14 protein-coding genes are annotated in these 19647 nt (G+C 45.2%); 3 read left to right on the top strand and 11 right to left on the bottom strand.

Annotated features, from left to right (window positions below):
* The first annotated feature begins 20 nt into the window (after positions 1-20).
* Together M0413_RS08390 and tamB are read left to right on the top strand one after the other, a co-directional pair.
* Positions 21-1877 (top strand): autotransporter assembly complex protein TamA, encoded by a 1857-nt coding sequence (locus M0413_RS08390; RefSeq protein ID WP_037417987.1) that lies wholly within the window; start codon positions 21-23, stop codon positions 1875-1877.
* The gene (tamB, locus tag M0413_RS08385) at positions 1874-6115 is read left to right on the top strand and encodes an autotransporter assembly complex protein TamB (protein ID WP_249553790.1); all 4242 of its coding nucleotides are present in this window, start codon (positions 1874-1876) and stop codon (positions 6113-6115) included. Before M0413_RS08390 ends, tamB begins: the two co-directional genes overlap by 4 nt.
* A 195-nt stretch (positions 6116-6310) precedes the next feature.
* On the opposite strand, the gene rplY is transcribed toward tamB, so the two are convergent.
* Entirely contained in the window at positions 6311-6598 is a 288-nt protein-coding gene (gene rplY / locus M0413_RS08380; RefSeq protein WP_037417983.1) for a 50S ribosomal protein L25, read from the bottom strand.
* A gap of 312 nt (positions 6599-6910) precedes the next feature.
* Between rplY and M0413_RS08375 the strand changes: the two genes are divergently transcribed.
* A complete protein-coding gene (locus tag M0413_RS08375; RefSeq protein WP_037417982.1) occupies positions 6911-7354 on the top strand; it encodes a hypothetical protein in 444 nt (147 codons plus the stop codon).
* Here M0413_RS08375 and mepK read toward each other — a convergent pair.
* The 10 genes from mepK to M0413_RS08325 form a co-directional block, all read right to left on the bottom strand.
* Entirely contained in the window at positions 7305-7853 is a 549-nt protein-coding gene (gene mepK, locus M0413_RS08370) for a peptidoglycan L,D-endopeptidase MepK (protein WP_037417980.1), read from the bottom strand. The two genes, M0413_RS08375 and mepK, sit on opposite strands and share 50 nt — an antisense overlap.
* Positions 7854-7976: 123 nt before the next feature.
* Positions 7977-9389, bottom strand: a complete 1413-nt coding sequence (locus tag M0413_RS08365; protein WP_249553788.1) for a L,D-transpeptidase family protein — start codon at positions 9387-9389, stop codon at positions 7977-7979.
* Positions 9390-9799: 410 nt separating this feature from the next.
* Positions 9800-11983, bottom strand: a complete 2184-nt coding sequence (mdoH, locus tag M0413_RS08360; RefSeq protein WP_249553786.1) for a glucans biosynthesis glucosyltransferase MdoH — start codon at positions 11981-11983, stop codon at positions 9800-9802.
* Between the two features lie 23 nt (positions 11984-12006).
* Positions 12007-13641, bottom strand: a complete 1635-nt coding sequence (locus tag M0413_RS08355; RefSeq protein ID WP_249553784.1) for a glucan biosynthesis protein G — start codon at positions 13639-13641, stop codon at positions 12007-12009.
* A gap of 410 nt (positions 13642-14051) precedes the next feature.
* Positions 14052-15446, bottom strand: coding sequence for an ATP-binding protein (locus M0413_RS08350; RefSeq protein WP_088585664.1), 1395 nt, complete (start codon positions 15444-15446; stop codon positions 14052-14054).
* A 109-nt stretch (positions 15447-15555) separates the two neighbouring features.
* On the bottom strand, positions 15556-16215 hold the full coding sequence (locus M0413_RS08345) for a response regulator transcription factor (RefSeq protein ID WP_037417965.1): 660 nt from the start codon (positions 16213-16215) through the stop codon (positions 15556-15558).
* A gap of 9 nt (positions 16216-16224) precedes the next feature.
* On the bottom strand, positions 16225-17127 hold the full coding sequence (locus M0413_RS08340; RefSeq protein WP_140907351.1) for an FAD:protein FMN transferase: 903 nt from the start codon (positions 17125-17127) through the stop codon (positions 16225-16227).
* Positions 17128-17263: 136 nt separating this feature from the next.
* Complete coding sequence (locus M0413_RS08335; protein ID WP_218738559.1) at positions 17264-18610, bottom strand: DUF3570 domain-containing protein; 1347 nt, start codon at positions 18608-18610, stop codon at positions 17264-17266.
* Between the two features lie 75 nt (positions 18611-18685).
* Complete coding sequence (locus M0413_RS08330; RefSeq protein WP_037417959.1) at positions 18686-18907, bottom strand: DUF4266 domain-containing protein; 222 nt, start codon at positions 18905-18907, stop codon at positions 18686-18688.
* Between the two features lie 3 nt (positions 18908-18910).
* The gene (locus tag M0413_RS08325) at positions 18911-19378 is read right to left on the bottom strand and encodes a TlpA disulfide reductase family protein (protein WP_037417957.1); all 468 of its coding nucleotides are present in this window, start codon (positions 19376-19378) and stop codon (positions 18911-18913) included.
* Positions 19379-19647 lie beyond the last annotated feature (269 nt).

Below are 19647 nucleotides of genomic sequence, written 5' to 3'. Positions count from 1 at the left end.
CACATCACAGGGACTATAAAGTGCAGCGATTCTTGCAAATTACCTCATTATCTTTTCGTCTTCATTTGCTACTGAGTCTAAGTTTAGTGGCATCAGCGACTATGGCCGCTGATAACTTTTTAACGCTTTCAGTCAATGGGGTCGACGAAGCCCTGAAGCGTAATATTCTCGCCCACTTAGGTGCAATGCCTGACTCCGAAGTGCAGCGCCGAGCCTTCTTATTTAATGTGGAAGACAATGTTACCACCGCCCTAGAGTCTATGGGGTATTACCATGGAGAGTTGGAGGAACATTTAGTCGAGAAAGAGAAAGGTCCTTGGGAACTCAAGCTTACGGTCAATGCAGGTGAACCGGTTAAAATTCAATGGGTCGATATTAATTTTTCAGGCGAAATGCTTGACGACCGAGCCTTCGACAAATGGCTTGCTGAGGTCAATATTAAGCCCGGAGATACGCTCAACCACGGCATATATTCGGATGTCAAATCCCAACTGGTGACGCTCGCTCTCGCGCGAGGCTATTTCGATGGCGAATTTACAGAATCACAGATTAACATCAACCGCGATTTAAACACCGCCCAAATCAGCCTGCATTTTAACTCTGGCGCACGTTACCATTTTGGCCAAGTCAGTTTTGAAGGTCATACCTTAGAGCCGGATATTCTCACCAAACTTATCCCCTTTAAGGAAGATGCGGCCTATTCGACTCGCAGAGTCAGCGCCCTTAACCGTCAATTGCTGGATACGGGTTATTTTTCCAATATTAAAGTGATCCCACAGCTCGATCAGGCAAAAGATAATCAACTGCCCGTCAAGGTAGAGTTGACCGATAAAGCCAGCCATTCCATCGAATTAGGCTTAGGTGGTGATATCGGCCAAAGCGCAGATAAGACCTTCGATCCTAGGGTGCGTGTTACTTGGCGAACCCCGCAGATCAATAAATACGGCCATTCCCAAGAAACCAGTTTGGAGTGGTCGCCAGACAGACCCAAGTTTTTAACCACTTATACCATTCCACTGACTCATCCTTTGGACGACCAACTGAAGATCCGTTTAGGCTTACTGCGGGATAAATATGGGGTTACACAAGTTTACGAGCCTGAAAATCGTGATTTTCGCAACACAGGGCAGCTAGAAGCGACCAAGTATTTACTCGGTCTACTAAGACAGCAACGGCTGGAAAATCAATGGCTCATGAGCTATTCCCTCGATGCCATTCGTGAAGAATATACTCAGTCAGATATCGACTACAGCCCGAGTTTTTACCTAGCGGGGATTAACTTTTCTAAAACTACCCGTGGCGATAACACCCTCGATCCCAAATCCGGTTTTAGGCAAATCTACAGCCTAGATTATGCCGATCCTTATCTAGGCTCAGAAACACGCCTTGCCCGCTTGCAGGCAAAATTTAAGTGGATTGACACCTTTTTTGATAACCACAGAATCGTGGCCCGCATGGATTTAGCCGCCAACCTTGCCAATGAAAATGAGTTAGCCTTGATCCCACCATCACTGCGTTACTTTGCAGGTGGTGACCAAACCATTCGCGGCTATGGCTATCAAGAGTTAGGCCCTTATCTGGACTATATCGATGCCGATGGCAAGGTCAATCGGGAGGTTATCGGTGGCCGTTACTTAATGGTTGGTAGTTTGGAATATCAATATTACGTTACACCAACATGGCGGGTTGCAACCTTTGTCGATGCGGGTAACGCTTTTGATAACAATCAGTTTGAGCCCGTTATCGCCGTAGGTGGTGGTATCCATTGGATATCCCCCATTGGCCCAATTAAGTTGGATTTAGGGGTAGGTTTGAAAGAGACAGACACTATCGACCGCTCATGGCGTATTCACTTAACCATGGGGACAGAATTATGAGTCAGCCCCCAATTCATGAGCCCAATACATCCGCTCAACATGAAAATCAAACGCATGAGCCACAAACTGTGGAACAAAACCCAACTTGTATTCCGCCTAAAACCCTAAAGCTGCGCCTATGGCAAATATTTAAACTCTGTACGCGCATTATTGTTTACGTCCCCTTAACTCTCTTAGTGATGATGGCATTACTGCTGGGGACTGAAATTGGCTCACGGATCAGTGTCGGCTTAGCCGATAAATTTGTGCCCGATCTGGCGCTCACCTACACCTCTGGCTCCTTAAATAAGGATCTCACCTTAGCCCACGCCAGTTGGTCGATGGAAGGGATTAACGTTGAGCTCAAGGATTTACATTTCGCGTGGCAACCCACGTGTTTGCTACAAAAACAGCTGTGCGTGAATGCTTTAACGGCGAGCCAAATCGATGTCAATATCGATACCGAGGCCTTAAGCTCAGGTTCCACTGAAGCCGACGCTACCCCCGAAAATGATGAGCCGAGTGAACTGGTTCTGCCCTTTGGGATAAAGCTCGACAGCGCCGAACTGAACAACATCAATATTGCGGTCGATAAGATGCGCTTTTCGGCCAATCATATTCAGACCGCCGCTACTTGGTTTACCGAAGGACTGACAGTCGAGCAGCTTAGCAGTGAAGGCTTGGCTGTGTTAATTCCTACCGAAGACAGCCCTGTGCTAGACACACAGGCCACAGATCCTCAAGGCGCAAGTATTCAAGTCACAGATACTCAAATCACAGGCACACAAGTCACTGACACCAAGGCAGCCGAGACAGCTGCAACTGCAAAAACCACGACCGCAGCGGCGACAACTCAGCCTGAGACCAAAAAATCAGCAACCACAGTGGCGACAGCAAGTGCTAAAGCTTCAGCGGATAAGCCCATTGCTAATAAGGGAGCTACGGCGCAAACGCCAGCGAATACCCAGGCTGAAAAGCAAATTGATAAAAACGCCGATAAGCAAACATCTACAGAGGAATGGGCACTTGCCCATTTGCCGCAGGTGTTTATGCCTTTTCCGGTGGATGTAAAACAACTTAGCTTAGACAACAGCCGTTTGCAGATTGGGCCACGCGAAGATCTGTTTAGCCATATTGAGCTTCAGGGGCAATTTGCCAAGTATCAGTTAACCCTTGATAAACTGCAACTTGGCCACAGTTATGGAGATCTTTCTGTGGTGGGCCAACTCGCCCTCGAACAGGACTATCCGCTCGCGCTTGAGGTTAAGGCCAATGTGACTCAGGTTGCCGAGTTACCGGAGCTGACACATCAACAATTAAGCCTCACGCTTAGCCAAAGTGTCGGACAACTCGGTATTCAAGCCCTTGCAAAAGGAGATGTCGATTTTAGTCTCAATGGGCAATTGACCCTGAAAGATCCCACGCTTCCCTACAAGGTCAAACTGGAGAAAGCCCGCGCACAGTGGCCACTGCAACATGCCGAGTATCTCGTCAGCGATCTTAACCTCGACAGCCAAGGCTCCCTTACTCAACAAGCCGCGACGCTCAAAGGAAATGTCACCACACCTTTCCATAAAATGTTAGCCATTAGCGGTGAACTCCATCATCAAGATGCGAAACTCGATATTAAGCAGTTTAATGCTAAGGGCGAGCTAGGTTCGATCGATGTGACCGGTGAACTAGATTACGCTAAGGCGATCAATTGGAAAGCCAAGGTATTGCTCGATAACCTGAAATTACAGGAAATCACCCTGCCAGAAACGGCAAAGACGCCAGAATCAACGCCAAATAAGGACACGAAAACACCGAGCACAAATACCGATAAGGCGATGCCTGCCACTGCAAGCAGCAGCCTGCCAAACAGTTTAATCTCTGGACAATTACAGACCACGGGACGTTTGTTAGATAAACAGTGGCAAGTTGCTCTAACGGACACTCAACTGTCGGGCACCTTGCAGGGATATCCATTTGATATCACCGCCGATGTCAGTATCAACGATAAACTGTATATCAGCGCCAAAGGGGTCAATGCCAAGGTACTGGGTTCCACCTTAACTTTAGCGGGAGAAACCAACAAAACCTGGAACATTGAGGGTAAGTTGCAAGTCCCCGATTTTGGTTTATGGCTACCCCAAGCCAGCGGCCAATTGCAGGCCGATATCAATGTCACTGGGGATGAAAAACATCCACAGCTTGAGTTAACCGCACAACTGGTCGATCTGGTGCACCAAAATATTAAGCTGAGGGAATCCACGCTCAAAGCCTACTATAAGCCTTTGGATGCACACGAATTTGCCCTATCGCTCAAGTCTAAGGCGCTACAACTCGGTTCACAGAATCTAGATACCGTCACCTTTGGCAGTAAGGGCGATATTCAAAACCAAAAACTGACCCTAAGTGCCACTGGGGATTTGGGGCTCGAGCTTGGCGTGACCAGTCAATACGATATGAAAAAATCTCGACTACAAGCTCAAGTGAATAAAATTAACTTGGCAACTCCTGTTGGTCGCTGGGAAATAGATAAAGATATCCTTGTTGCATGGGATCAAAATACAACCAAAGGCAATGTCAGTCCCTTCTGTCTAGTCAACCCTAACAGTAAGATTTGTTTAGATAATCAAATCTCGCTAGGTAAAAAAGGCGAGGTGCAACTAAGTTATGCTGGTAATCTTGGTAAACTTTTAGCCCCAGTATTACCAAGCAATATGGATTGGGATGGTCGCTCTTCGCTATTGGCAAACTTTGCTTGGACCGCAGGGCGAAAACCCACGGCGAATGTCGATTTTAACTTCGATCCCGGTAGCATCAAACTCAAACGCGCCAAAAATCGCGAAGTCACCATTAAATATCAGCAACTTGCTTTAAAAGCTAACTTAGATGCCAAACGACTAATGTCGTCTATCAACTTTGAGTCACAGGACGTGGCAAGCTGGCAAAGTGAACTCACTGTTAACGTGACGCCTGACCGCTCGTTGTCGGGTTATGCCAATATCACACAAATTAACCTTCAACCTCTTGGCGAATTTTTCCCACAGCTCAATACCCTAGAAGGCTTACTGACTAGCAAATTAAACTTTGCTGGTACCCTAGATGCCCCCGAAGTATCGGGTAATGTTTCGCTCACTCAAGGAGCTCTTGCACTGACAGCGAACCCTACCCTTATCAATAAAATTGATCTGTCGATGGATCTTGGCGGTCAGCAGGCATCCCTTAAAGGTCGCTGGATGATGGGCAATGGTTTAGGCCGAATTACGGGACAAATGCGTTGGCCTCAAGGGCAGTTTAGCGGAGAACTTGCCGTCAAAGGCGATAAACTGGCGGTAATCCAACCACCACTCGCACTCTTAGATGTATCGCCCGATCTCACGATTGCTTTTAGCAGCCAACAACTTGAAGTCAAAGGCGTAGTCGATGTTCCCTCGGGTAATATTAAGATAGTGCAACTGGCTGAGGGTGGTGTAGCCTTGTCAGAGGATGTCGTTTTCAATGACTCTATTGCCGCCGCGCAACCTAAAGCCAGCCCCTATGCCATTGTGGCCGACCTGAATATTAACGTTGGCAACGATCTTAAAATCGATGGTATGGGCCTCAAAGGTAAGCTACAGGGAACCTTAAAACTTCAGCAACAGGCGTTTCGCCCCCCCCTGTTATTTGGAGATATTAAGGTCAAACAAGGCAACTATAAGTTTATGGGGCAAACGCTAAAAATCCGTACGGGTGAAGTGCAATTTGTAGGCCCACCTTCTGTCCCTAATTTAAATATTGAAGCAATTCGGGAAATTAAGAGCGAAGATCTGGTCGCGGGAGTGCGCGTCACTGGTACTCCCACTCGGCCGGTGGTCACCCTTTTCTCTAATCCGGCCAAGGAACAAGCCGAAATTCTGTCTTATATTATTAAAGGCAGCGGGTTCAACAGTACCAATAATGAGCAGAACAACTCCTTGATGATGGGAGCTGCGCTGGGACTCAGTGCTCAGGTTGGTGGCGGTGGCGCAATTAATAATATTGGAAATACAGCAGCGGGCATTATCGAAGAATTTGGTTTCTCTAACGTGCAACTCGATACTAATGATGAGGGCCGTGTTGCCATCAGTGGTTTTATCGGTGATAACCTTATGGTCAAATACGGTGTTGGCGTATTCAATCCTGGATATGAGATGACTGTCAGATATTACCTGTTATCCCAACTCTATCTTGAAACAGTATCCGGTACCTTAGGGCAATCCCTCGATATCTATTACAATTTCAATATCAAGTAGTGCTTGGCTAGCACGCAGACACAATAGTGAGCTACATGCCGATGATGATATTGACGCTGTGCACAGGCAAAATGATTAAACACCAGCAATTGTTTGATGGTTAAAGTCACTTAACTTGCAAGCATCAGAGTTTGATGAGTGAAAAGCAGCCACAAAAAAAGCGCCATATAGGCGCTTTTTGCTTCAATTACGCAATTAAGCGTAAACGAAGTCAACGTGTTCAATGATTGGCTTGAACGCGTGGCGTTGCATAGCTTGTGCACGAACGCCTACTTCTTTGCCATCTAATACGATAGTCACTACAGAAGTATAGAAGTCAGCGTTAGCTTGAATGTTGATGATATCTTTGTGATCAAAAACAATAGAAACTGGCTCTTTGCCTGCGCCATAAATAACGGCAGGAACTTTACCTGCATGACGTAGGCGGCGGCTCGAACCTTTCCCTATTTCAGTGCGGGTTTGTGCTGGGATAGTGTAAGACATGTGTTTCTCACTTAAATTTAGAGTAAAAAATATCACCATTCTCGACCAATGGTGACTCATATAAAGCGCGCGCATACTAACACAGTTACTCAGCAGGTACAAGAACAGCCAGACTCTGAATGCAATGGGGTAATAATGGGATATCGTTATCAACTAACAAGAGTATTTATTGAATTGGGAAACTTGTTCTAGCGCTGTTACATAGGCGAAACACCTTTGATCTGAATCGAAAAACACGCGATCTTGATCACACTTAAGCCATTCGATGCCTGTTAAGCTCGAGCAAATTTTGCCACTTCAGCCTTGTAAAACATGTGTCACGAGCTGTATTTATTGCAACAAGAAAATCGACTCTCCTGCCAATTAGCCCGTGAACTGGTCTCACTCATTAAAACTGTCCCCTATCAGCAGACCACGATAGAGTTAAAATTGCTGGAACTACTCGCCTGCACACAACAAAAAAACCGCAGTTTACTCATGCTAATGCAGATCTGTGAATCCCCGGCAGTTGAGAGCCAAAGACTAAGACAATTTAAGTTTTCACAAAGTCTGAATAAGCAAGTTAGTGATTGGCAGCAACACCGTGAGATGAATAAACTGGGACAAGTTTTTTTGCCGCTACTCGAGTATTACTTACAGGACATCCAAACACTAGAGCTGCAATTTTATCAGCAGCTCTCATTAAACACTGAGCAAAAGATACAAACTACCAATGCCGCACAGGACCGCAGTCAACGTGCACAAAACCAGACTTAGGATAATAGCCTACGCCTCCTAGCTTAAGTGATAAAGCCGCATCTCTGATTGTCTTTAATTTGACCCCAGGGATCGCAATATCCATTGCCATGCCTTGCATATGGTAACTTTTTTTAGCTACACCACCACTTTTACCTGCCAACATCGCATTGGTTTTTGGTGAGCGGTAACCAGAAATCACATGGATTTCATTATCAGTATTTAACGTCGTCTTAAGCGTATAAAGCAAATCAAATAAGCGTTTATCCATCGGTGCTGTTACATTTTGACGGTGATCTCGCAGCAAGTGGCTAAAATCGGCCAACACTTCATTCTGATAATGGCCATCGACCCAATAGCTACCGTTGTTATATTCACCCGTATGGCGATTATACAGGCTAAGCTCACGCACACCTTTGGTTGAACGACTCGCTATCGCTTTGGAAGGAATTAAGGAACACAATGCCACACCACTGAGGCCTAACAACAACTGCCTACGGGCAGGACAAAGTAAGGTCACATCATCACCTTCTGTTCGTTTTTTGGACACTGAGAACTCAAATTATCGTGAATTGCCATCCAGATCAAGTCTTGATCGACATGCAAACAATCAGATTAAAAAATCCTTCAAAAGTTCAATCAATTAGAGCATGTTAAAAATCGTTGCCGAAACCACATAACTCAGATCACTCTCCTGCTGGTAAATGTCATTCCGATATTGCACTTCCCCAGCATCATCAAGCCATACCGTCCAATAGACAATAAATATGGGCAACTTATCAGATAAGGAAAACCATTGGGATTGGGTGATATCTGTACTTAATTTATCCCAAAGGCGCTGATCATTGACTAAATGGCTCTTAAACCAGCGTGCTAATTCTTCAACCTTCTCGACCCGAATACAGCCCGATGATAAAGCTCTGTTAGCCTTTTTAAAGAGACTTGGCTCAGAAGTTCCATGCAAATACACACTAAAACTATTGTCGAAATGAAATTTATAGCGGCCTAAGGCATTTTTGGGTCCTGGCCGTTGCACCAACTGATAAGGAAAATGCGATGAAGCGAGTACTTGCCATTGTTCTGCAGAATGCTCGGCGCGCTTACCATCATAATCGTAAGCATCAAATTCTCGTTCAGTAAGATAATGCCCATCATGGCGAATATGCGGCAGGATATCACGTTGAATAATCGTGCGTGGCACTCGCCATTCAGGGTTCATCACAACACTGGAAATTTGACTTTTTAATAAAGGCGTTGGCCGCGATGCTTTACCGACAATCACTTTAGACTGTAAAGTCACCTTCCCTGCTTCAACTAACTGGAGCTCAAATGCTGGAATATTAACCAGTAGGTAGCGTGCTGGTAACTGTGGTGTCAATATCCACTGTCTCAGCATATTTTTCGCCAGTAACTTAGCCCGAGTATGGGGCGATTGGTTAAGCCAGAAAAGGGTTTGTTTCCCTATCACGCCATCGGCCTGTAAACCGTGTTGCTGCTGGAATTGCTTAATGCTAGTCACTAGTTGCTCGTTATAAAGCATCCCATTTTTAGCCTCTTCAGCAGATTCGATAGTGAGTTCATTTGGCAGAAAGCCTAATACAAAAAGTCGCTTCGCAATTGGCAAAATCAAAGGACTTTGCTGCCCAGGAGTGAGTTTTTCTTCCTGTGTTAACGTATCCCATGAAGTCATGTTCTCTAACCTCATGAGCTGTTTAAGCGTAAAGAACACAGCTCGGTAATGAGTGTCCTGTTGAGTAAATACCTTACTGATACAAGGTTCAACACATTCCGCTTGCTGATCGAGGTAATACCAATAGCGTTCAAGTTGTTGGTGCATCTTAAGCAGTTCGGCTTGTTCATCAGTACTCAAGGGCCGATGTTGCCATTGGCTGAGTTTTTGATAATTAGCTCGAAATACCGGACTGACATCGGCAAGATCAAGCAACAATGTCTGATCGAGTAGTTGTGTAATAGAAATGTCTAGCTCTGTAGAACCATGTGTTTGTTCGGTAGACTCAGCGGCTTGTGGTGCACTCGAAACGAATATAAACACCATCAACAGCGCTTTTAAATACCATTGAAATATGCAACACCCCAAGCGATAACACCGCGCAAAACGAGTCACAGACACCATAGACATCTCCCTTTGACAACAGTAACTTAGGTAGGTTAAGAGATGGATAAATGCAATCAGTACAGCAAAAAATCAAATGCCTAATCTCAAACTGCACTTTGGCGCTGAAAACAAGGCAAATGTAGGCGCAAAAAAACGAGCCTATAGCAAGTCAATTCAATCCTGTAAGTCGTGCAACGAATTGTTTGCGATACATTTATTATCCAGAGCGAGATTAGTATTAAGATCACTATAGCTGAAGCTGTTCGTAAAATGCAGCTCACTATCGACCGAAAACAAAAATGCCACTGATCATCAGTGGCATTTTTACTATTTAGCGTAATAGAAAGTAATTAACAGAAGGAGACCAGATCCTCTGGCACAAACTGTTCTGGTAGTTTTTGCAAACTCCGCAGCATTAGCGGATTAGCCAGCACTAAAGCCATTTCCTGGCGATTAAAGAGTGCTAAGGCACTTTGCTGACACTGTGCTTCATGTACTTTGACGTGCACAATGGCTTCAACTGGTTCAATCGGCGTTCCGGCGGCACGTAGTGGCTGTTTATCAACCATTGCTAAGTGAAGCTCCATCAGCGCAGGGTCTTTCAGTAATTGTGCTAATGTCCAAGGCTGTTCAATATGCGCTTGGTAAGCCGCACGCGCTTCTTGTGCCCGAATACAAATAGGCGCAGGACTGCGTTCTTCTGGAGTGGCGAGGATCCCAATACGTTTGAAAAACTCCCCAATTTTAATCGAACCGGTCCAAGCCGAAATGGGCACCGCTAACCACAAACCAATCAAGGCGGGGCTCATCCACGCGAGCAATGTTAAGGAGTCCAAAATCGCGGCATAACCCAACATAACACCTGCAAGCATATGCCAACGGTGGCGATAAATCAGGGTTAACCAAGGCATGCTACCATCGTCACGGCGCTGTGGAGACCAACCACTATCACGCCCCATCAGAATCGACATTACCGCACCGCAGTGGATGAACATCATGATTGGCGCGATCAATGCTGAGAGAATGACTTCAAATAACACACTGAGCATCGCTTTAATGCGCCCGCCTACGCTGCGGGCAAATTTGCCATCTTTTAACAGCAACAACACGCCAAAGATCTTCGGTCCAAATAACACCACCATAGTGATATAGAACAGTCTCAATGCCCTATCCGAGTCCATGATTGGCCACGTTGGGAATAATGAGAACTGATCGGTGAAGTACTCTGGACGAATAAAGTGGGCCTGCAAAGCGAGCATCAACCCCGTTAAAATCAATAACAACCAAAATGGCGAAGATAAGTACGCCATAATACCCGTCATTAAGTGCAGGCGACTAACCCAATGCAACCCTTTAGTTGGCAGAATACGTGAGTGCTGCAAGTTACCCTGACACCAACGACGATCGCGTACCGCTAAGTCAACAATTGATGGAGGGCATTCCTCGTAGGAACCGGGTAAATCGTATGCAATGACCACACTCCATCCGGCACGGCGGATCAATGCAGCTTCAACAAAGTCATGGCTTAGGATATGACCACCAAAAGGTGGCTTACCCTTAAGATTAGGTAAACCCGCAGCGCCCATAAAGGCTTCAGTCCGGATAATAGCGTTATGGCCCCAGAAGTTACCTTCTTTTTGCACCCACCAACCAAGACCAGTACCGATCACAGGACCATAAATGCGTGCAGCAAACTGCTGCAAACGCGCCATTAAGGTGGTGCCATTGATCAGTGATGGAATCGTTTGAATAAGACCCGCATCAGGATCAGCCTGCATCCGCTGCGCTAAGCCCGTGATAGTGGATGACTCCATCAAACTGTCGGCGTCCAGGACCAGCAAGTGATCATAACGCGAGCCCCAACGACGACAAAAGTCCGCTACGTTACCCGCTTTACGTGCGACGTTTTTACGGCGGCGACGATAATAAACACGAGAATGTTTATGGGTTTCTTGGCGAAGAACTAAAAACGCCTGTTCTTCTAACAGCGCAATTTCAGGATCGGTAGTATCACTTAAGATAAACCAATCAAACGCATGCCCATGACCCGTTTGCGATAATGCTTCAGCCATCACAGATACCGCTGAAAATACCCGGTCAGGAGATTCATTATAAGTAGGCATTAAAATCGCAGTGCGCGTGTGCAGCTCAGTTTGTGCAAGCTCGTTTGGTTTAGGCTTTTTCAATAGGAGGAAAAAGCCAGCAATACCACTACAAAACGCCAGTGCAATCCAGCAGAAGTTAATCGCAAATAACGCCAACATCAAATATTCGAGGGGAGTAATCCCTCCAATACTGAAAACTGCGCCCATTTCATAGATAGCAAAGGTCGATAGTAATAAGGCACCACCAACAACAAACACCCGACGGGAAACCCGTGAACGGACTCCATTTGCCACAGTGCTACGGCGTGGAAATCCTTCAGGCATTTGGGTTAAACTTTGGGGCTCCATAGCGCCTGGCCTTTCATTAGGCATAGCGCTACCACCCACGAGTACTTCAGTCTCAAGTACCGAATTCTCGGATACAGTCATATTATGTTGCTCCGTCATGGACCTTAAAGCGTCCAGCGATAGAGCCAGGTTTCAACCTGACGCGGTGTAGAGAACTTGAGTTCAGCACGCAATTCGATAAGGTCTTTATCTTCGGGCTCTAACTCAAACGCGAGGCGATAACCATTGTTTGCCGCATTACGCGCGATGACAACATTTGAAATTACTCCACCAGAAGATTCAACCTTCGCGAGTGGTAACTCATCAGGCATAGCGCCATTTAGATGATAATCAACGACAAACAAACGTCTAGGGGTCGCTTTAGCAATGTCAGCACGACCACTTGCAGTACGACTTACCACGACAGAATTGGTTTTCGCAACTGGTTCATCGCCCCAGCTCATGCGGTAAGCGAAGTGATATTCGCTACCAGCAGGAATAGGCTGACGCGGCTTCCAGAAGCTTACAATATTATCATGAATTTCTGATTCTGTTGGAATTTCTGTCAGAACAACCGCACCTTGTCCCCAGTTGCCCACAGGCTCAATCCATAAACTTGGACGACGCTCATACTGGGCTTCAAGATCCTGATAAGAGGCATAGTTACGTTCACGCTGTATAAGACCAAAGCCTTGTGGTGAGTTATCAGAAAACGCACTCACCTGCAATTGACGTGGATTTGCCAATGGACGCCATAGGTGCTCACCGCGGCCGTTGAACATCAATAAACCGTCTGAATCATGGACTTCAGGTCTAAAGTCATCGGTATCGTGGCGACCGTTTAATGAATGCAGGAACATGCTGGTGCTAGGTGCCAGTCCAACTTTATTTAATTCGACACGAGGGAATAAGGTCGCTTCAACGTCGATTTGGGTGTTATCACCTGGACGTACCGAGAATCGGTATGCACCTGCAACACTCGGGCTATCGAGCAACGCATGTACCACGATCAGATTACTGTCGTAGGATGGACGTTCTACCCAAAAAGCACGGAAAATCGGAAACTCTTCACCTTCTGGATCAGCAGTTTTTAATGCTAAACCACGGGCAGATAAACCATAAGAGTTACCTTTACCTAAGGCGCGGAAATAACTCGCGCCTTGGAACACCATCAACTCGTCAAAAATACCGTTAGTGTTTAATTGGTTATGGATACGAAACCCTGAGTAGCCGATATCATCATTAGGTAATGCTTGAGAGATAACCTCACCCGCAGTGAAATACTTAGGCTCATAAGCTAAGTGGGTCGCTTGGTTTGCTTCAACGATGGCAATTTCAATTAAATCTTGAAAATAAAACCCACGGTGAAACATTTGCATTTGAAACGGTAAACCTTGATCGCGCCAAATTGACGATACTGGGTTAAAACGAATATCGCGGTATTCATCATAGGTTAACTTAGCAAGACCGGCAGGCAGTGGATCTTTTAACACGACATAGGGCTTAGAGGCCAATTTACGCGCCAATTTCACCACAGTTTCACCATCAAAGGTGCCTGTTTTGGTGAATCTTACTTGCGTTTTGTTTGCAGGCTGAGCAGTTGCCTTGGGTGGACTCACCACGGGCGTGGTAGGTTTATTCTCAACATGCTTGGTCTCATCAGCAAATGCAGTGCCCGAAAAGGCGAACGCCGCGCTAAGCGCCAGTGAGCAAATGAGTGAAGAAGGTTTAAACGATTGGCAACGCAACAAGCTAACCATAGGATAGGTAACCTAAAAATAAACTAAGAAATCAACGTTTTTTATATGTACAGTGACATTTTTTTATTGCGGTTTGAGCGAAAAAAAACACCGACTGTTACACATCGCGAAAGATATCAGAAGGAGTAAAAAACTCATAAATAAAGATGCAGTTAACTCCCTTTGCACAATACTATTTAGCAATATACTTATACTTTTAAAGAATATCAAATTCGAATTAACATACCAAATTGATCTTTAAAAGTTACAAAGGCCAATAAAGTGCTGCCAAGTTCGCAGAATGAACATAAAATCAGTTAGTTTTACAAACTGGCCACCGACAATAATCTTAGGTGATAGTCGCTAATATGCGAGCCTAAGCATACAAAAAGTGATTCAGAGAGAGACTTCATTGACTTACACTCTTAACACTATCGAGGCAAAAATAGGCTGACGACTAAACCTGTCTCTTCACGGGGAGTGATGGTTAGTTGGCCTTGGTGTAAGCCAATAATATGCTGACAAATGGATAATCCCAATCCCGCACCTATACCTTCATTTTCATTGACACGGTAAAAACGCTCGGTGGCATTCGCAATTTGCTCACTTGTCATCCCTTGACCACGGTCGGCGATCTTTATTTCAACGCCTGTGGTGGTTTGCGCTGCACTAATGCTAATTTCAGATTCTACTGGGCTGTATTTACAAGCATTTTCGATAATATTCTTTAAAACCACCAGCATATAAAAACGGTCACACATAATGGATAATCCGGCATCCACGTCAATATTCCACTCATATTCAGTGATCAGGGGCATCAGTTGGTTGAGCGCATCCTCCACCATAGACAACAAGGTATGGGATTGCACATTCAACTCGGCAATCGAATCGACACGAGCGAGCAACAATAATTGTTCTACTGTATGGCTCATGTGCTTAACACCAGCATCAATCGCGGCAAGGTGGATATGCTGAGCAGGTTCATCTGCGACTAATCCCTCTAACCCCTGTTGATGTAACTTAATCACAGATAATGGCGTTTTTAACTCATGGGCGGCATCGGCACTGAAGCGGCGCTCTCTAGCAATGAAGTGTGCAATACTGCTGATATACTGATTGAGTGCCCGTCGAACTGGCACTAATTCCTTAGGCAATGACATAGCTAACGGAGTGAGATCGTTAGGTGAGCGTGCCATTAATTCCCGTTCAAGGGTTTTTAGCGGCCGAAATAGAATATAAAACAGTAAACTGACGATAAACAGGGTTAACGGTACCACAATTAATGGCACTATTACTGCGTTATGCATAATTTGCGAAACCAACTCTTGGCGCACTTCATCCTGCTGAGCCGTGATAATCCACACTTTATATTTAACAGAAAAAAAGCTGAACACATGCCACAGCTCCCCTTCGAATACTTTTTTACTATAGCCCTGCACAAATTTAGTGATCGGCTCGCGCCCAATATTGTCTGAAAAAACCAACGCCTGCCCCGCTTCACTCCAGATCTGAAACGCCAGTTTATGTTCATAGGCAAGCTTAAGTGCATCAGCCTTTTCAGCAAAGCTACTGACTTGACTGTCCGGAACGTGGAGAACTTGAGGTTGTGATTGGGGAAGCTTAAAATCGGCTTCTTCATGGTAGAACAACTCGAGCATTTTTGCGGTTTGCAACATTTGAGCATCAAATAATTCTTCAATTTGATGCTTCGCATCACGAGTGCTAAACCAGCTTGAAATCCCTACTGAAACCGAAATCCCCGAGAGCATTAGCAAGGTTAATAGCAAGCGTAAAGAGTACACATCCAGCACCTTGAGTCGATTCAACCCGTTATCCCCGTCGTTTGTATGAGTGTAACCTGTCTTATAAAGCAGTTACTTCATACCGATAAACGTCGAGTTTGTCACTTAAATCCTTGCATAAATTGCAAGATGGCTAATTCAGTTCCGTAAGGGTGTAGCCAATTCCGCGCACGGTCTTAATTAACTCATTAGCTAATTTTTTACGTAAATGATGAATATGGACTTCGATTGAATTACTGCCCACCTCATCCCAGCCATAGGTGAGTTGTTCAAGCTGATTACGGGTTAACACTCGACCAGCCGACTGAGCAAGTTCGAGTAATAATTGAAATTCTCTGCGTGAAAGGGGCACATTTTGATCGCGAAAAATCACTTCTCGCGTGTTGAGATCAATACTTAATGCACCAATATTTAAACTGTTATGGTCTAGACCATATTGACGGCGCACAATTGCCCTTATACGTGCCGCCAACTCACGCACATCGAAGGGCTTACCTAAATAATCGTCGGCTCCGACATCTAGGCACTCCAATTTAGTATCAAAATCGGTATTCGCGGTCAGCACTATGGTGGGAATCGATACACCCTGCGAACGCCATGTTTTAAGGAGTTCTTTACCATTACCGTCGGGAAGGCCTAAATCAAGCACAATAGCGCTAAATGTTTCATTTTTTATTCCCACTAACGCCTGCTGATAGCTACTTAAGTGATCCACCTGCATGCCCATTTTGGCAAGGTTGAGGCAAATTCCCTGGGCCAATAACTCATTATCTTCCACTAACATGATACGCATGATGATGCCCTATCGAAAAAGACTAAACTGAACCGATTGCTCGGTTAAAAAGGCTTCTGCCTGCTCACCCTGCAACATTGCCATGGTGGCGAGCATTCCCGCGGTAACGCAATTGGGTCCAAGAACGGTCACCGACCGTGGCGCACCGCGCACAGGATATCCGGTTCGTGGATCAATGATATGCCCATAACGCCTGCCATCGACCTCAATAAAACGCCTTGTGTCACCACTCGTCGCTAAAGCACCTTGTGTAATAGCGAGCACTTTGGCTGCACAATCAAGGCGATGCGGATCTTCAATACCCACCTGCCATGGGACTGAATGCGCTACAGGACAAGCAATATCACCGCCAAAATTCACTAATACCGAAATCTTAGGGTAGGATTCCGCCAGTTCATAGGCCACGCTGTCAACCGCGTATTCTTTTGCAATCCCCCCCACATCAAGTTGCATACCCGTGGGGATTTTTAGCTCGTGTGAATTAAATTCAAGGCGTTCAAATCCCACTAAAGATCGCGCTGCGGCGATATCAGCCATTATGGGCAGAGTGGCGTCCGGAGTAAAACGCCACACTTGCATCAATGGACAAGCAGAAATATCAAATAGCCCGCCACTAAGCTCAAAACATTGTTTTGCAAAGGATAAAAGTTGCCAGGTTTCTTCATCGATGGTCACTGGTTTGCCTTGAGCATGATTCAACTGCCACAGGTAATTACCTTCAATAAAACGGCTGTATTTTTGCTCGATGCGAGACGCCTCCCGAGCTGCCATATCGAGCATATCGTAGGCAATACTCTCATCATGACTGGCAATGAGTAACTCGCATGGGCTGGCCATTGCCCTAAATTCCCCCAAGAATCCCCAATCACGGCGCAGGAGTCGATATGGCGCACTTGGAGAAAATGATGGCATTTCGGGTTCCTTATGGTGGTGCTTAATGTGGCTTCACCGATGACAGGTTTAAATACAAGTCTTACATACAGGAACTGGGCAACTCAGTTGCCCAGTTCAAACCGTAATAACGTGAACTAATTAGCACAGTTTAGCTTTAAAAAGAATAACTAAACTGTGCAGTAATCGCCTTTTGAGTCGGAAACAGATCATAGTTTTGCAACTGACCAGGGAGCTCGGTGCCATTGTTTTTCGGATCTTGTTGATAGTATTCCAAGCGGTATGTCATCTCATGTCCGCCTGACAAACGGTGACCAAACTTAACCCCTACCGTATAGGCGCTCATATCCCCAATGCGGTAATCAGCACTAGCGAACTCAGGCAATGGTGACTCCGCCATCAAAAAAGGTTGATAGAAATTCACCGCAGCTTGTTGATAGTAACGAAGATGCAACTGACCATAAAAACTGCCACTGAAGTAATAACGATAATGGGTTTCTAAGGTGTGTGAGGTTAAATCCCAATCATCGGTAGTATAGCGATAAGAAAAATCGACCACTCCCGAATCGAGCGCGCCTTTAGTCATCATATAAAAACTGTGTTTTAAGCGTGAATCTGGACGATTCTCGTAGACGATATTCTCGGTCGTACCGTTATTGTCTACGACACTTAAGACTTTGTAGGGATCGGTTAAATAGCCACTGACACTCGATAAACCATAGTTCGCTTGCAATAACCAACGCTGATTAAGAATTTGAGTGATACCCAACATCAAATCAGCAGTTTGTTTATCATCGCTACTAGTTTGGCGAGTGGCATCAAATGCACTGCGATAAGCTTCATCGCTGGTAAAGTTATCGCGGATCGCCATCGTTGATAACGCTACAGGCCTGCCACCAACAGGGTCAACCACATCGAAGCTATATGAGGTGCCTAAAAACAGCGTGGTGTTGTCCTTATTAAAGCCACGCTCGACACCTGCATTAATCCCCATCGACATATAGTCGAATTCCTTAGAAGCATAAACACCGCCATTGACCTTCCAATCGGGATTCAGTACCTGCGACCAGTTCGCATTTGCCTGCACTCGAGTGTCGTGGAAAGTATCATCGAGCGGGGTTTCTCCCGCTGCTACGGTATATTGGCCATTGCCTGAAGGACGGGTAAAGGTTTGACTGTTACTTTGAGCGACAGCGCCCGAGGCTGAGGCCCCCGTTAAGCTATCAACCACCAGCTTAAGGTCAAGTACACTGTCATCACCAAAGTTTTTCTGTGCCGTACCTATGGCTTCAATCGCTTGAACTCTGTCCTGTTCACCGTAATACATGAGTGCGGCATCAACTTTCCAGTCATCGATATTTTTCGCCAGCTCGGTTGCGTGACCATTGGACGCGAACAACCCACAACTGGCTAAGGCTAACGCGCTAGCGATCTGTTTTGTCTGCGGTTTTAGTTGCACAATTTGCGAGTCATTTTTGTCTAACTTATTGTTCTTATTTGTCATGGCTGACAACACCTTTATGTCACTGAAGCTTATTTAGACGAAAACCTAAGGTATTAACGATTATTAAATTAAGGTTTAGTTACAACCGCATCCACCACCAGCAAAAGCTCGGCCACCACTACTACCTTCTTTACTGAAGTAAATATGATCATCTAACGCCTGATCTAACTTTTCGCTATCAAGCGCCATATCACTACGCGCAAACTGCCCTCTTTCCCACGGCTCAACCCCTAAGCTTGAACAACCACTCACTCCTAGCATCACTAACGAGACAGCAACTAATGTGATTTTGCGCATAGATCACTCCTTCAAAAGATTCACCAGTTCTTGTTCATAATCGGCAATATTGTCTTGGTAAAAACCGACATGCTGATTTACTAACTTGCCTTGGCGATTAAAGATAAAACTACTGGGCATACCCAATAAATCGAAGCTACGTGCGACATCGCCTTCAGGATTAAAGCGCACCGTAAATTGGGCTGGTACTTGCTTTAAAAATGCATCGGCAAGGGCTTTGTCGGTATCAAGGTTAATGGCTACCACCGCTAACCCTTGCTCTTGATACTTTTGCTGCATGGTATTCATCCAAGGAAAAGACTTACGGCAGGGTCCACACCAAGAGGCCCAAAAATCGACGTAAACGACTTTTCCTTTAAATTCATTCAGTGAAACAGTTTGATTTTGTGCATCAAAGACAAGGTGTTCAAGTGAAGGAGCGGCAAGTACGCTTGCACTAAATAATCCGAGGAACAACACGAGTTTTTTCATAGGCTATCCATTTATCACAATACAGTTCGAATTTATTAACTGAATCTTAAGGTTTGCTTAAACTTAAAAAGAATAAATAAAGTCTTTATGCCACATGGACATCTGAGACATCAATTGGTTGGAAAGTGAGCTCTAACGGCAAAAATGTTAAAAGTGAGACATTTTGTCCCATTAGCAAAATCGAAATTAGATCTGAATCATGTTAATTTAATGTCAAAATCAGTTTAATCACATCTCTGAAAAATTCTTGATATGCATCAATAATTTTC

The sequence above is a fragment of the Shewanella sp. 8A genome, from assembly GCF_023475945.1.
In the GTDB taxonomy this organism is placed as follows: domain Bacteria; phylum Pseudomonadota; class Gammaproteobacteria; order Enterobacterales; family Shewanellaceae; genus Shewanella; species Shewanella xiamenensis.
The sequence above is the reverse complement of the archived record's forward strand: the minus strand, read 5'-3'. Positions and strand labels throughout refer to the sequence as shown.

Bases quoted from the DNA above. Each gene is read 5' to 3' on its own strand.
- tamB (WP_249553790.1), top strand. From the start codon at position 1,874: ATGAGTCAGCCCCCAATTCATGAGCCCAATACATCCGCTCAACATGAA.
- rplY (WP_037417983.1), bottom strand. From the start codon at position 6,598: ATGTCTTACACTATCCCAGCACAAACCCGCACTGAAATAGGGAAAGGT.
- M0413_RS08375 (WP_037417982.1), top strand. From the start codon at position 6,911: ATGTGTCACGAGCTGTATTTATTGCAACAAGAAAATCGACTCTCCTGC.
- M0413_RS08365 (WP_249553788.1), bottom strand. From the start codon at position 9,389: ATGGTGTTTATATTCGTTTCGAGTGCACCACAAGCCGCTGAGTCTACC.
- mdoH (WP_249553786.1), bottom strand. From the start codon at position 11,983: ATGACTGTATCCGAGAATTCGGTACTTGAGACTGAAGTACTCGTGGGT.
- M0413_RS08355 (WP_249553784.1), bottom strand. From the start codon at position 13,641: ATGGTTAGCTTGTTGCGTTGCCAATCGTTTAAACCTTCTTCACTCATT.
- M0413_RS08345 (WP_037417965.1), bottom strand. From the start codon at position 16,215: ATGCGTATCATGTTAGTGGAAGATAATGAGTTATTGGCCCAGGGAATT.
- M0413_RS08340 (WP_140907351.1), bottom strand. From the start codon at position 17,127: ATGCCATCATTTTCTCCAAGTGCGCCATATCGACTCCTGCGCCGTGAT.
- M0413_RS08335 (WP_218738559.1), bottom strand. From the start codon at position 18,610: ATGACAAATAAGAACAATAAGTTAGACAAAAATGACTCGCAAATTGTG.
- M0413_RS08330 (WP_037417959.1), bottom strand. From the start codon at position 18,907: ATGCGCAAAATCACATTAGTTGCTGTCTCGTTAGTGATGCTAGGAGTG.
- M0413_RS08325 (WP_037417957.1), bottom strand. From the start codon at position 19,378: ATGAAAAAACTCGTGTTGTTCCTCGGATTATTTAGTGCAAGCGTACTT.